At 67.9% G+C, this 13,396-nt stretch carries 10 protein-coding genes; 1 reads left to right on the top strand and 9 read right to left on the bottom strand.

Going from position 1 to position 13,396, the window contains the following annotated elements; genetic code table 11:
- From AB0N66_RS34625 to AB0N66_RS34595, 7 genes are all read right to left on the bottom strand, one after another.
- The gene (locus AB0N66_RS34625) at positions 1-1,257 is read right to left on the bottom strand and encodes an SGNH/GDSL hydrolase family protein (protein ID WP_365442509.1); all 1,257 of its coding nucleotides are present in this window, start codon (positions 1,255-1,257) and stop codon (positions 1-3) included.
- Entirely contained in the window at positions 1,254-3,686 is a 2,433-nt protein-coding gene (locus AB0N66_RS34620; protein WP_365442507.1) for a glycoside hydrolase N-terminal domain-containing protein, read from the bottom strand. Before AB0N66_RS34620 ends, AB0N66_RS34625 begins: the two co-directional genes overlap by 4 nt.
- A gap of 182 nt (positions 3,687-3,868) precedes the next feature.
- Positions 3,869-5,710, bottom strand: coding sequence for a carbohydrate-binding protein (locus tag AB0N66_RS34615; protein WP_365442505.1), 1,842 nt, complete (start codon positions 5,708-5,710; stop codon positions 3,869-3,871).
- Positions 5,711-5,788: 78 nt separating this feature from the next.
- Positions 5,789-6,682, bottom strand: a complete 894-nt coding sequence (locus tag AB0N66_RS34610) for a carbohydrate ABC transporter permease (RefSeq protein ID WP_365442595.1) — start codon at positions 6,680-6,682, stop codon at positions 5,789-5,791.
- Between the two features lie 29 nt (positions 6,683-6,711).
- Positions 6,712-7,647 carry a sugar ABC transporter permease gene (locus AB0N66_RS34605; RefSeq protein WP_365442503.1) on the bottom strand — a complete coding sequence of 312 codons (936 nt, stop codon included), beginning with the start codon at positions 7,645-7,647 and terminating at the stop codon, positions 6,712-6,714.
- Positions 7,648-7,673: 26 nt separating this feature from the next.
- The gene (locus AB0N66_RS34600; RefSeq protein WP_365442501.1) at positions 7,674-8,987 is read right to left on the bottom strand and encodes an ABC transporter substrate-binding protein; all 1,314 of its coding nucleotides are present in this window, start codon (positions 8,985-8,987) and stop codon (positions 7,674-7,676) included.
- A gap of 66 nt (positions 8,988-9,053) precedes the next feature.
- Positions 9,054-10,232: an ROK family transcriptional regulator gene (locus tag AB0N66_RS34595; protein WP_365442499.1), complete on the bottom strand. Its 1,179-nt coding sequence runs from the start codon at positions 10,230-10,232 to the stop codon at positions 9,054-9,056.
- Between the two features lie 184 nt (positions 10,233-10,416).
- Here AB0N66_RS34595 and AB0N66_RS34590 point away from each other — a divergent pair, with 184 nt between their 5' ends.
- Positions 10,417-12,525 (top strand): alpha-galactosidase, encoded by a 2,109-nt coding sequence (locus tag AB0N66_RS34590; RefSeq protein WP_365442497.1) that lies wholly within the window; start codon positions 10,417-10,419, stop codon positions 12,523-12,525.
- 6 nt (positions 12,526-12,531) lie between these two features.
- Here AB0N66_RS34590 and AB0N66_RS34585 read toward each other — a convergent pair whose 3' ends face one another.
- Both AB0N66_RS34585 and AB0N66_RS34580 read right to left on the bottom strand, forming a co-directional pair.
- Complete coding sequence (locus tag AB0N66_RS34585) at positions 12,532-12,654, bottom strand: hypothetical protein (RefSeq protein ID WP_365442495.1); 123 nt, start codon at positions 12,652-12,654, stop codon at positions 12,532-12,534.
- A 34-nt stretch (positions 12,655-12,688) separates the two neighbouring features.
- On the bottom strand, positions 12,689-13,327 hold the full coding sequence (locus AB0N66_RS34580) for a hypothetical protein (RefSeq protein ID WP_365442493.1): 639 nt from the start codon (positions 13,325-13,327) through the stop codon (positions 12,689-12,691).
- Between the last annotated feature and the right edge of the window lie 69 nt (positions 13,328-13,396).

Genomic DNA, 13,396 nt, shown 5'->3' with positions numbered 1-13,396 from the left:
TCAGCAGGAGGTCAGGCTCCCGATGTCGACCGCGTCGGCCATCGCGCCCATCCCCACGTCGTTCGGGTGCAGGTGATCGCCGTTGTCGAAGAACGGCGAGATCCTTTCGTGGTCGTAGGGGCTGCGCAGGATCTTGTCGAAGTCGGTGACCGCGTCCAACTCGCCGCTGTTCCTGACGAATTCGTTGATCTCCTGGCGTACGGACTCCGCCGCCGCGTCCCATTCGGACCAGCCCTTGAAGGGGGCGATGGTGGAGCCGACGACGCACTTGCCGGCCGCGTGGGCCTGCTCGATGATTTTCCGGTAGCCCTCGATCATGTCCTGGGCCGTGACTCCCGAGTGCGCCTTGATGTCGTTGACGCCCTCGAACAGGAAGACCGTGCGCACGCCGGGCTGGGAGAGCACATCGCGCTGCAGACGGTTCAGCGCGCTCTGCCCGGCGCCGTCCTCCAGCACCTTGTTCCCGGAGATCCCTTCGTTGGCGACGCCCTTGACGGGGGTGTCCGCCGCCTGGAGCCGACGGGAGAGGTAGTCAGGCCAGCGCCGGTTCAGGTCGGTGCTGGACTGCCACCCGTCGGTGATGGAGTCGCCGAGGGCCACCAGCGAGCCGATGGACGTGGAGGTCTCCACGTTGACGGCGTCCAGCCAGTACCAGGACCCCATCGGATCGGTCCAACTGGCCGCGCCCTCCTCGGCCGCGTGATTGCCCGCGGTCGCGTAGTTGGTCTGCATGGCCATGCCGTGACCGGTCGTCGGTCCCTGGGCGCCCGTCACGTACAGGCTGATGACCAGATTGCTCTGGGCGGCCAGCTTTCCGGGCAGCGGATCACTGAGCACGGTCTGGCCGGCCGGGACGGTGACGGACGCGGCCCCGCCGAAGGACAGCTTCCGGTTGGAGCCGCGAACCAGCTCCGCGCCCTGCTTCTGCAGTCCCGCGTAGGCGCTCGCGAAGGTCACCGGGTTCTCGCCGAAGGCGTTGGACAGCCGGATCCGCATGTTCGAGCCACCCACGCTGGTGCGCACGATGAGCCGGTAGCTGCGGTCGGCCGGCCCCTCACCCTGCCGGTCGGCGCTGGCGCCCCAGGTGACCACCGAGTGCTTGCCCTTGGCGGCGACCGGGGCCGCCACGGTGCCCGTCGGGGCCTGCTGCGGAGACTGCGACTGCGCCGCCGACGCCGATCCCAGGGGGACGCAGACCGCCATGACCAGCGCGGAGACTGCCCCCGTCACCAGGCGCCGGAAAGAGGAGGCCCTCATCCGAGGTTCCGCAAGGTGACGGACTCACCGGGCTTCAGACTGATCTTCCGCGAGTCGCCGCCCGCGACGAGCGTCGTGGCACGGCCGCCGACACTCTTCAGCTTCAGCTGCGTGACCTTGCCCTTCTTCCAGCTGAGGTCGGCCACGAAACCGCCGCGGACGCCCACGCCGGACACCGAGCCGGATGCCGCCCAGGCGGCGGGCAGCGCGGGCAGCAGTTCGATGTGTCCCGGGCGCGAGTAGAGCAGCATCTCGATGACCGCGGCGGCGGTACCGAAGTTGGCCTCGATCTGGAAGATGCCGCGCCCCTGCTCGACCTCGTAGATGTCGAAGAGGTTCATCGAGCTGCCATTGCTGCCGTTGACCGACGGTTTCAGGTTGCTGACGACCAGCCGGTACGCCTTGTCCGCGTCCTTCAGCCGCGCCCAGCACAGGGCGCGCCAGGCCTGCGCCCAGCCGAAGCTGGTCATGCCGCGCGCGGTGAGAAGCGCCGTCGCGCCGTCCAGGATGTCCTTCGGCGTCGAATCGTCGGGGCGGATACGGTCGCCGGGGAACAGGTTGATGAGCGGGGAGAGGTGCCGGTGCGTGGTCTCGCCGAGGTTGTCGGGCGACATCCACTCCTCCAGCCAGCCGCTGGTGGGGCTGACCACGGGCAGGTACAGACGCGTGCGCAGACCGTCGATGGTCTTCCGGTAGGCGGCGTCCTTGCCGAGCAGCTCGGAAGCGGTGTGGAAGTTTCCGAAGAGGCCCCACACCAGTTCCTGGGCATAGGTGAGGCCCTTGGCGTCCTGCGGGCCGTGCTCGGGCGACCAGTCGCTGTCGTCGATCAGTACCTCGCGCTTGGCCCCTGACGCGTCGGTGACCGTCGTGGTGATGAGGCGGGCCTCCCAGAACTCCACGGCTCCCTTGAGCAGGGGGTAGATCTTCTTGAGGTAGGCGCGGTCCTGGGTGTACTCGTAATGCTCGAACAAACTCTGGACGAGCCAGGCGTTGCCGGCCGGGTGCCACCACCAGCCGCTTCCGCCATAGGGGTTGGTGGAGAAGGCCACGGCCCAGCCGGCGACCTTGCCACTGGAGTTGCGGAACCTGTTGGTCGAGTCGTTGAACAGCCGCTGCGTGACCTCTGTCCAGTCGGGCAGCTGCGCGACGCAGTAGTCCGTGTAGGCGTCGAAGCACTCGGAGAGGCCCGCCCGGTCGGCCATCCAGTAGTTCATCTGGATGTTGATGTCGGTGTGGTAGTCGCCCATCCAGTCCGGGTCGTTGCCGTCCAGCCACGGGCCCTGAAGACCCATCGGCAGACTGCCCCGCGATCCGGAGATCATCAGATAGCGGCTGAACTGCAGGTATGCGGCCTCGAGTTCCGGGTCGGGAACGTCGTCCCGGTAACGTGCCTGTACCCGCTCCCATGTGTCGAGCTCGCGCTGCGCGGCGGAGGAGGTGCCGAGGTTGATGTCCAGCTGTCCGAACAGGGGACGGAAGTCGGCGACATGAGTGTGCAGCAGGGTGCTCGCCGATTGGCCGGCCGCGTCCAGGACCTTGGTCCTGGCCAGACGCTGCGGGTTCACGGACGGGTCGCGGTACTTCGCGGCGGCGTCGGGCGCGTAGTTGGTGCCGCCGCTGAACACGACGGTGAGGTCCTTGCAGCCGCTGAAGGTGATCGACGTACCGTCGACGCGGACCCGGCCGGTGCCGCTGTAGGCGGTGACGGCGGCGCCGTACTTCAGGCCGTTGGCGAAGGCGGCGCCGAACGAGGCGTACCGTCCCGCGCTGTTGGCGGTGGTGGACTCACCGTGGGTGCCGGCGAGGTCGACGGTACCAGTGTAGGAACCGCCGCCCTGCTGGGAGAAGTACAGGACGATGGCGTCGTCCGGGCGGCTGGCGAAGACCTGTCGCTTGTAGGTCACGCCGGAGATCTCGTAGGAGGTGCTGATCAGGCCCTGGGCCACGTCGAGGGTGCGGCGGTAGTTGTTGACGTTGCCCAGGTCGTGGTCGGGGATGGCGACGGTGAGCTTGGCCAGCAGGGTCAGGGAGCCGAAGTCGGCGCGGCCGTAGGGGAACTGGCCGTCGCTCTCCAGCTTGTCGTTGAGACCGCCGGTCCACAGGGTGGCGTCGCTGATCACCAGAAGCTCGCTGGAGGGGTCGTTGCTCGCGAGCGCACCGAGGCGCCCGTTTCCGACCGGCAGCCCCTGCTCGATCATCGAGTTGGGGGAGCCGGGAGCCTGCCACCACAGCTGGTTCTTCGCGGCGTCGGCCGCTGAGAGCATGGGCGACTCGGTGGGGCGCAGGGGGGCCGCCGAAGCGGTGAAGGTGGGCAGAATGCCAAGTGCGGTGCCCGCGCCGGCAGCTGCGGCGAGGGCGAGGAAGCCTCTGCGGCTGGGCGTGTTGTCGCTTGGTTCGGTGTGCTGGATGTCCACGGTTGTGCACTCCATATCCGGGGGAACGGCTCGTGCGGGAACGGCTCATGCAGGAACAGCCGGTGGGAGGACGACCGCTGCGGAACGGCTGAGGGGGGAATCACCGCAGGCGACGTCGGCGTTGGGGCGGTTCCCCGCGGGGCCCGGGTTCAGGTCACCGGGCCCCGCGGGGAAGCAGATCGGACAGACTGCTGAACTCAGACGGACTGCGGGACGACGATCCTGTCGATGTCCGGTGCGTATCCGCTGCCGCTGTCCAGGGTGATCGTGTTGGTGCCCGCCTTCAGCGCCAGCTGGACGCTGATGGTCTCGGCCGTGCTCCAGTCGCCCGTGGAGGGGAACTTCTGGCTGGTGCCGTTACCGGTGTTGGAGAAGACGTTCACCGAGCGGGCGTCGCCGCTGACGTAGGCGATCTTGACGGTGTAGATCCCGTCCTTCTTCACCGTGATGTCGTTGAACTGCAGCTTGCCGCCGGTGTAGAGGTTGCCTACCTTCTTGCCGCCGGAGCAGGCGTCGCAGCCGCCGACGGAGGCGTTGCCCGAGAGGGTGTTGGCCGCTGCCTCGGCCTCGTAGCTCGTGGTCGCCAGGGTGGTACCGCCGGGCTTGACGGTGAACAGCCGCGAGCCGTGCGCGGGCAGCGTCGCGGTGATCTTGTTCTTGTAGGTGCCGAGGTTCGACTTGTTCCACAGGTCGCGCACGGTGGCGTTGCCGGTGAACCCGAAGGACGCCCAGTTGGCGGTGACGGAGGCCGGCGAGTCACCGAGGTTGAAGAGGGCGACGGTGTAGCTGCCGTCGGCGTTCTTGCTGCCCCACACCTGCTGGTCGTTGACCGACGTGACCGGACGCGCGACGGGCGAGGCGCTCTGGTCGACGGCTATGACTTCCTTGTTGGTGAGCAGGGAGACGCCGTAGCTGTCCAGCTTGGTGATGTCGTCACCGGTGTAGAGGGGCGACTTGTTGATGGCCCACAGGGTCATGTAGCTCTGCCGTTCGGCCTTGGTCAGGCCGTCCATCTCGCCGTTGCCGACGTCGATGGCGTCCAGGTCGTTCCAGCCGCCCGGGCCTGCCTTGTTGCTCCACGCGGGGGAGTCGTCCCACCGGTCCTCGACCGAGTTCTCCCAGGTGACCAGCGTGTTGCAGTAGCACTCGACGTCGGTGTCGATGCGCCAGCCGTTGCTGTACTTCTTCCAGTCGGCGGCGTAGTTGATGTCGAGCGACCAGGAGACCTCGAGGTGGATCGGGCGCCCGGCGGTGGTGATGGCCTTGTTCCACGCGGCGACGTCGGCGACGTTGTTGTAGTTGTCACCGGACTTGAACGAGCCCGGGCCCACGCCGTCCAGCTTGAGGAAGTCGTAGCCCCAGTCGGCGAACTGCTGCGCCTGGGAGTCGATGTACTTCTGCGCGCACGGGTTCGAGAAGTCGATCTTGTACGCGCTGTCCCAGCCGTTGGTGGTGCGCAGGTCGCTGTAGACGATGTCGGCCGTGGTGCAGCCCTCGGCGTTCCAGATCGGCGTCTTGCCGTCGTTGTACGCCCCCTTCTCCAGGCCGACCGGCAGGTAGATGCCGGCCTTGAGGCCCTTGGAGTGGATGTGGTCGGCGACCGACTTCATACCACTGGGGAAACGGACCGGGTCCGGCGTCTGGCGGCCGTACTGGTCGAACCCTGACTTCCAGTTCTTGTCCATCCACCAGCCGGCGTCGATGTTGACGTACTCGTAGCCGTAGGGCTTCAGCTTGGCCGCGAGGGCGTCCGCCTGCTTGAGGACGTTCGCCTCGGTGAGGTAGCTGTAGTCGCCGTCCGGGTTGAGGCCCGGGTACTTCGACGACTGCATGCTCCAACTCGACCAGCCCATGAACGGCTTGGCCGCCAGCGCGGTGGTGGTGGCCGGCGCCGCGGCGGGAGTGGGTGTTTCCGCCTGAGCCGCCGGGACGGCAGTCGCCACGCCCGCGGTGAGGGCGATGACGAGCACGGCTCTTATGGCACGACGGCCGGAGCGTGGAGTGGCTCCGGGCATGGTGAAGAACGAGGATGACCGCATGGGTCCGACCTCCAGGACGACGTTGTCAACGGGACGGTTGGGGGCACAGGGCGGCTCAAGCCCTTGCGTTCCGGCGGCTCAGCCCTTGCCGGAGCCGATCGTGAGTCCGCTGATGAACTGGCGCTGAAGCGCGAAGTACACCAGCAGCGTGGGGATCGCGGTCATGAGCGCACCGGCCGCGATCAGGTTGGGGTTGGTGAAGTATGCACCCTGGAGGTTGGCCAGGGCGGAGGTGATCGGGCGCTTGTCGCCGGTCTCGATGAGGGCGAGCGGCCAGAAGAAGTCGTTGTAGATCCAGATCGATTCGAGGGTCGCGAGAGCCGCGAAGGCCGGCCGGCACAGCGGCAGGATGATCTGGAAGAACTGCCGCCAGATGGGAGCGCCGTCGACGAGTGCCGCCTCGGTGATCTCCTTGGGGATCGTCTTCATGTAGTTACTGAGGACAAAGGTGCAGAACCCGCACTGGTAGGCGATGTGGATGAAGATGATGCCCCAGATCGAGTTGTACAGAAGCAGCGAATCAGTCATCCAGTAGGGCAGCGGGACGAGGAGATACAGCTTGTACAGCGGGGTGATGAGGACCTGGGCCGGCAGCAGGTTGCCCGCGGTGAACAGCATCAGCAGGACGACGTTCCACCGGAAGTCGAAGCGGGAGACGAAGAAGGCGACCGCCGCCGAGAACAGCAGGGTGCCCAGGACCGCCGGAACGGTGATGAGGACCGAGTTCCAGAAGAAGTGCGGCATCCCGGACTGTTCCCAGGCGTCCGTGAAGTTGCCGAAGCTCAGGCTGTGCGGCCAGGAGAGATAGCCGTTCTTCGCGGTGTCCGAGTAGGGACGCAGCGAGGTGTAGATGGCCCACAGCAGCGGGATCAGCCACAGCAGGGCGATGCCGCCCAGCATGATGTGGCGGCCGACCTGGCTACGGGGCTTGGAGGGGCCGTCATGGGACTGGGGTTCGCGCCGGGCCCGCAGACGGGAGGCCGGACGCGGCACGGTCGTGGTCACTGGTCCTCCTTGCGGACGGTCTGGAAGAGGAAGGTGCCGATGGCGGCAAGGGAGACCAGGAGCAGGATGACCGCGAGGGCGGACCCGTAACCGATGTGGCTGGACTCGCCGATGATGTTGTCGGTGATGAGGAGGGAGAGCAGTTCCATGCCGGGTTTGCTGCCGACGCCGCCACCGAGGACGTACACGATGTCGAAGGCCCGCAGGGACTCCATGACCGTGACGACCAGGATGATGATGTTGACCGGTTTGAGGGCCGGGAATACCACGCGCAGGAAGGTCTGGCGGCCGTTGGCGCCGTCGAGCGATGCGGCTTCCTTGAGTGCCGGGTCGAAGCCCTTCAGGCCTGCCAAGTAGAGGATCATGATGTAGCCGGTGTGCCGCCAGGCCGAAGCGACAAGCACCGCCCACAGGTTGAGGTCGGGGTTGCCGAGCCAGTCGATGTGCTCGCTGGAACCGACCGAGTTCAGAAGGCCATTGAGGAGCCCCGTGTCCGGGTTGTAGATGATCTCCCAGATGAAGCCCACGACAGCCAGGGAGAGCACCATCGGCAGGAAGATCGCGGTCTGGTAGATCCTCGTGAAGCGGATCTTCCGGTCCAGCTGGTAGGCGAGGAAGATGCCGAACGGCGTGGGCAGCAGGGCCGTGAACAGCAGCCAGATCACGTTGTGCTGCACCGCCGGCCAGAACGGCGGGTAGTTGGTGAAGATCTCCTTGTAGTTCTCCAGACCGATCCACTGGATGTCGGTCAGTTCGATGCCGTCCCAGGTGGTGAAGGACAGCGCGATCGAGGCCAGTGCGGGGAGCCACACGAAGAAGAGCAGCGCGGCAAGCGGAATGCCGATGAGGACGGTCAGGAAGATCCGGTCGCCGCGACCGAGACTGCGGGCGCGCTTGCGGATGGTGCGGAGTGAGGGGGGTACGGAGGACACGGTGCGTGCGACCTTTCCGGTCCTGGTCAGGCCGTGAAGTAGCGCGAGCGCTGGGATTCGATCTTCTTCAGCGTCTCGGTGCCGTCGTCGGGGTGGCTGAGCCACTCGGTCAGGCCCGGGAGTACGACGGTGGAGATGAAGCCCGGGTCGCTGTCGCGGTCCGCGAACTGGCTGATGTTCTTCGCGGAGCCGATGAGATCGGCCGACTTCTTCTGCAGGGTGTTGTACGAGGCGGTGGAGGTCGTCTCGTTGACACCGAGGTTGCTCGGGTCGACGCCCGCGTACAGCTCTTCGGCCTGCGCGCCGCCGAGGAACTCCAGGAACTTGGTGGCGCCGTCCTCGTTCTTGGGGCTGCGGCTGAGCATGAACCCGTCGGTGGGGGCCTCGACGGCGTCCTGCCCGTACGCGGAGTCGATCTCGGGGAAGGGGAAGAAGTCGAGGTCGCTGCGGACCGCCTCGTCGGTGATCTGCTGCCCGATGAAGAGGCCGGTGACCGACATGCCGGACTTCTTGTCGATCAGGCTCTGCGCGGCGTCCTGCCAGGAACGGCCGCCGCCGCTCGCCTGGTAGTAGGGGGTCAGTTCACGCCAGGTGTCGAGGATCGCGACGGCGCGCTTGTCGGTCCAGGAGGTCTCGCCGCGCAGCAGGGACATGTGGAAGTCGTAGCCGTTGGCCCGCAGGTCGATGTAGTCGAAGGCGCCGAGAATGCTCCAGGTGTCGCCGCCGCCGTACCCGGAGGTGATCGGGTCGAGGCCGTCGGCCTTCATCTTCTTGGCGAGCGCGACGAACTCGCTCCACTTCTGCGGGACTTCGTAGCCGCGGTCCGCGAACACGCTCTTGAGGTAGAAGACCCCCCACGGGTAGTTGTACAGCGGCACGAAGTAGTACTTGCCGTCCTCGCCCTTGGAGAGCTGCTTGGCGGCATCGCTGAAGCCGCCGCCTATCTTGTCCCACACCTCGTCGATCGGGCTGGCGAGCTTCTTCTTGGCGAAGTACTGCATGCGGTAGCCGGCGAACCAGGTGAAAACGTCGTCCGGGGTGCCCTGCAGGTAGGTGGTGATGCTCTTCTGGAAGGTGTCGTGGTCGACGGTGTTCGTCTTGACCGTCAACCCGCTGTCCTTGGTGAAGGCGTCGGTGACGGTGGTGTAGGCCTTCTTCGGAGTGGCGTCGGCGCCGTTGGACCCGAAGGTGACCGTCTTCGGGTCGGCTCCCGGTCCCCCACCGCACGCGGTCAGAACGGGCGCGGCCAGGGCTGCGGCCCCGAGCCCCATCAGACCACCGGTCACTCTGCGGCGGCTGGGTCCGCGCGCAGCCAAGGGATTGCGGCTCTGCTGCGTCATCGTTGCTCCTCGTGCGTATCAGTGCTTGTCACTGCTGGTGGGTTGGGGTGTTGACGAGTCTGAAGGTCAGTACGTGTCGGCTCGGATGAAGGACTGGATCGCGGTGGCCGCGGCTCCGCGCGCCCATTCCTCGAAGGGCAGGGGGCGGGTCTGTACGTCGCACCGCCCGGCCGACCCGAAGGCGGCGGCGGCGAACGTGTCGCGGATCTGCTCGGCGAACAGGTCGTACGCCGCCAGCCCCTCGCCGGAGATGATCACCCGCTCGGGGCCGAACAGATTGGCCACGGTCGCGATACCGCGGCCGATCGCCTCCCCCGCTCGCGCGTACACCTCCCGCGCTCCGGGATCCCCGTCGTGGGCCAGGTCCAGGGCCGCGGCGGCGTCGGCGACCTGAACGCCGGTGACCTCCCGGACCCTGCTGACGATCGCCGAGTCCGCTGCGATCGCCTCCACACAGCCGCGGTTGCCGCAGTGGCAAAGGGGGCCGGCCGGATCGATGGCGACATGCCCGATCTCGCCCGCCACGCCGTACGCGCCGTTCACGACCTGCCCGTGCACCACGAGACCGCAGCCGATGCCGGCGCCGACGGTCACCACGGCGAAGTCCGACAGGCCGACTCCGGCGCCGAACCACTGCTCGGCGACGGTCAGCGCCCGGACGTCGTTGTCGACGGTGACCGGCAGCCCCGTCGTCATCCGGGCCAGATCGGCGAGCGGAACGTCACGCCACTCCAGGAAGGGTGAGTACCGCACCACGCCCGCCGCACGGTCCACGTCGCCGGAGACGGCGATGCCCAGGCCCTGTACCTGGACCCCGAAACCGTCGGCCTCCGTCAGCAGCTCCTGCACCAGCCCCGCGGTCGAGGCCAGCACCGCCTTCGGGTCGCGAGAGGTGAGCTTCACATGCCGGGCGACCCTGATGCGGCAGCACAGGTCCGTGAGTACGGCGATGAGTTCGTCGCCCGTCATCTTGATGCCGATGAACAGCGCCCTGCCTCCGTCGACCAGCACCGGGTTGGCCGGCCTGCCCAGGGACGCCTGCCGCGCGTCCTCGTCGACGTCCTCCTGGAGGTACCCGGCCTCGATCAGGGGCCGGACCGCCTTGGTCACCGCTGCTGCGGACAGCTGAGTCCGCCCTGCTATCTCCGACCGCGTGAGCGGGCCGTGGGACAGCACGGTGGTAAAGATCTGCGAGACGGCCGGCGTATGACCCGGGAACGACTCTGTTCGACTGGTCGAGCGCATGGCCGGAACCTAAGTCCCTTATTTTCTGCTGTCAATAAAAGAAGCAGGATTATCTTGGGCACCTTCCCTGAAGGACCCTTCGCCTGCAAAAGACAGATCTGGGCAAGGTGTTGACACATGATCGAAGGTCGCGGTTGGCTTTCGACCATCTCGTGGCACCACTGGAACGTGAGGACCCCTGTAGATGATCTCCTTCGCCCCGGACACCGGGGTCTGGCTGCTGGCCACACCGAACACGTCGTACGCGCTGAGAGTCGACGAGACCGGGGCGCCCTGCCATCTCGCGTGGGGGCCACGGCTGACGCTCGCGGAGGCGGAGGCCCTCGTCGTACCCCAGGCTCCGGCGGTCAGCAGTTTCGAGGGCATCTCGCCCGTCGGGGAGGAGCTTCCCGTCGATGGCGGTACACGCTACGGACCCCCGTCGCTCCAGGTCCGGTTCGCGGACGGATCGCGCGCCTTCGAGTGGCAGTCCACCGGCCTGCAGGTCACCGACGACGAGCTGGCGCTGGCCTTCCGCGACCGCCACTACCCCCTGCATGTGACGCTCCACTACCGCGTCCAGGGCGACACGGACGTCATCGAACGCTGGACCGTCGTCCGCAACGCCGGTGACGAGCCCGTCACCCTGTTGCGCACGGACTCGGCCGCGTGGACGCTGCCGCCGCTGCGGGACTACCGCCTCAGCCACGTCACCGGCCAGTGGTCCGCCGAGAGCCAGCTGCGCCGGGACCAACTGCCGTACGGCGAAACGGTGTTGACCAGCCGTCGGGGTATCACCAGCCACCACGCCAACCCGTGGGTGATGCTCGACGCGGGCGAGGCCACCGAGGAGCACGGCCGGGTATGGAGCGCCGCCCTTGTCTGGAGCGGGAGTTGGCGGATCACCGCCCAGCGCACCCCCGACGGCCGGGCCGGATTCACCGGAGGCGTCGGCCACGACGGCATGAACGTGCCGCTCGCGCCGGGCGAGGAGTTCACCACTCCCCCGTTCGCCGGTCTGTTCACCGACGGCGGCTTCGGAGCGGCCAGTCGCGCCTGGCACGCGTACACCCTGGCCCATGTCCTGCCGCATCCGGACGAGGTCGCGCCGGTGCTCTACAACTCCTGGGAGGCGACGGGCTTCGACGTCGACGAGGTCAGCCAGAAGGCACTCGCCGAACGGGCGGCGGAGCTCGGGGTCGAGCTGTACGTCGTCGACGACGGCTGGTTCGGGGCGCGCCGCAGCGACCACGCGGGCCTCGGCGACTGGACACCCACCCCCGACCGCTTCCCCGACGGGCTGACCCCGCTGGTCGACGCGGTGCACCGGCTGGGGATGAGTTTCGGTCTGTGGGTGGAGCCGGAGATGGTCAACCCGGACAGTGATCTCTACCGTGAACACCCGGACTGGGTCCTGCACTTCACCGACCGTCCCCGCTCCGAGCTGCGCAACCAGCTGGTCCTGAACTTCGCCCGCAGCGATGTCGCGGACTGGGCGTACGACTGGCTGACCCGACTGGTCGGCGACCACGGCATCGACTTCCTCAAATGGGACATGAACCGGGCGTTCAGCGAGGCCGGCTGGCCCGGCCGGCCCGACGGTGCCGACCGCCTCGGACCCCAGTACGTACGCAATCTGTACGGCGTCATCGACCGCCTCCGCGCGGACCATCCGGAGCTGCGGATCGAGGCGTGCAGCGGCGGTGGCGGCCGGATCGACCTGGGCATCCTGTCCCGTACGGACCAGGCGTGGGCATCGGACAACACCGACGCCGCCGACCGGATGGGGATCCAGCACGGCTACGGCCAGATCTATCCCGCGCGCACGATGGGCGCGTGGGTGACGGACGTGCCGAACCAGCTCACCGGCCGTACGGTTCCGCTGCGCTTCCGTTTCCATGTGGCGATGGCCGGCGCACTGGGCATCGGGGGCGATCTCACCCACTGGTCCGAGGAGGAGCTGCTGGAAGGCGCGGCCCTGGTGGCCGAGTACAAGCAGGTGCGCCATCTCGTGCAGCACGGCAGGCTCGACCGGCTGGCGCCACCGGCCGAGGACGCCGTCTCCGCGGTGCAGTACACCGCCGCGGACGCCTCGGAGACCTTGCTCCTGGTGTATCGGCGTGTCGCCCGCCATGGCGCCCCGCACCTGCCGGTCCGGCTGCGCGGCCTGACCCCCGGGGCCCGCTACCGCGACGCCCGCACGGGTGCCGTGCACCACGCCGCCGTACTCGACGGGTACGGGTTGCACGTCGCCCTGCCGCAGGGCGACTGGTCCAGCGCCGCCCTGCACCTGGTACGGGAGCCGTCGGCCTGAGTCTTCTCAACGACCCTGGACGCGCTCGCTGTTGAGCGCGTCCAGGGCGTTTTCCGTGACTCCGATCGTGGTGCGGTCCACCGCGATGAGGCCGGTCGGGCGGGCGGTGTCCGTCGCCGTCACGATCACGACGCATATGACGGGCTGCGAGCCGGGCGGTGCGTCAGTACCGCTGGGCCTTCGCCAGCCGAGGGGTCAGCCTGGGCTCGACGGGCTCCCTGCTGATGGCGACAGGCTCGGCCCGCTTGCCGGGTTCGAGATCCTCCGCGCCTACGAACCGGGTCTCCACGACCTTGCCGTCGGAGTCCTCGAAGTCGATCTGTACGGCGTACGAGGCCTCCCGGTCGGTCTTGTTCGTGATGGCGACGAGCACGGCGAGCAGCCCGCCGGTCTGCGCCCTGGGCAACCCGGTGATGGCGACGTCGGACGTCGCGTTGCCGCTCCCCCGCACCTTCTTCAGCTCGGCCTGAGCCGCCGCACTGGCCCGTTCCGTGTCTGCCGAGACCGAGGCCTCGAAAGCGGAGGCCTCGGCGGACGCGGAGGAGGCCGCCGCCGATGCGGAGGCCTGGGCGGAGTCGAGGGCCGAGGCGGCCTCCGAAGCCAGGGCGGACGGCGCCGACCCCGTGAAGGAGGACTCGTCCGGCGCGGTGGGGCGCGCGCTGACGGACGCACCGCTGTCGTTGTCACTGTCCGTGCTGCACGAGACGAGCGGGGCACCGCACGCCAGCGTGGCCAGGAGAACGGCGGTGATCCTGCGGGATCGGTTCGACCGGCCGGGACCGGAGGGGATGGGTCTGGTCATGGGGCTCGTCCTCTTCCTGCCGTACGGGGCTCCTTCATGCTCCGTGCCGATGCCGGGCTCCGCGAACGC

It is taken from the genome of Streptomyces sp. NPDC093544 (assembly GCF_040683495.1).
Taxonomy (GTDB): domain Bacteria; phylum Actinomycetota; class Actinomycetes; order Streptomycetales; family Streptomycetaceae; genus Streptomyces.
This window is presented reverse-complemented; position numbering and strand designations above follow the sequence as displayed.

What these genes read in the sequence shown, in the direction of transcription:
- AB0N66_RS34625 (WP_365442509.1), bottom strand. Translation starts at nt 1,257, where the DNA reads ATGAGGGCCTCCTCTTTCCGGCGCCTGGTGACGGGGGCAGTCTCCGCG.
- AB0N66_RS34620 (WP_365442507.1), bottom strand. Translation starts at nt 3,686, where the DNA reads ATGGAGTGCACAACCGTGGACATCCAGCACACCGAACCAAGCGACAAC.
- AB0N66_RS34615 (WP_365442505.1), bottom strand. Translation starts at nt 5,710, where the DNA reads ATGCGGTCATCCTCGTTCTTCACCATGCCCGGAGCCACTCCACGCTCC.
- AB0N66_RS34600 (WP_365442501.1), bottom strand. Translation starts at nt 8,987, where the DNA reads ATGACGCAGCAGAGCCGCAATCCCTTGGCTGCGCGCGGACCCAGCCGC.
- AB0N66_RS34595 (WP_365442499.1), bottom strand. Translation starts at nt 10,232, where the DNA reads ATGCGCTCGACCAGTCGAACAGAGTCGTTCCCGGGTCATACGCCGGCC.
- AB0N66_RS34590 (WP_365442497.1), top strand. Translation starts at nt 10,417, where the DNA reads ATGATCTCCTTCGCCCCGGACACCGGGGTCTGGCTGCTGGCCACACCG.
- AB0N66_RS34580 (WP_365442493.1), bottom strand. Translation starts at nt 13,327, where the DNA reads ATGACCAGACCCATCCCCTCCGGTCCCGGCCGGTCGAACCGATCCCGC.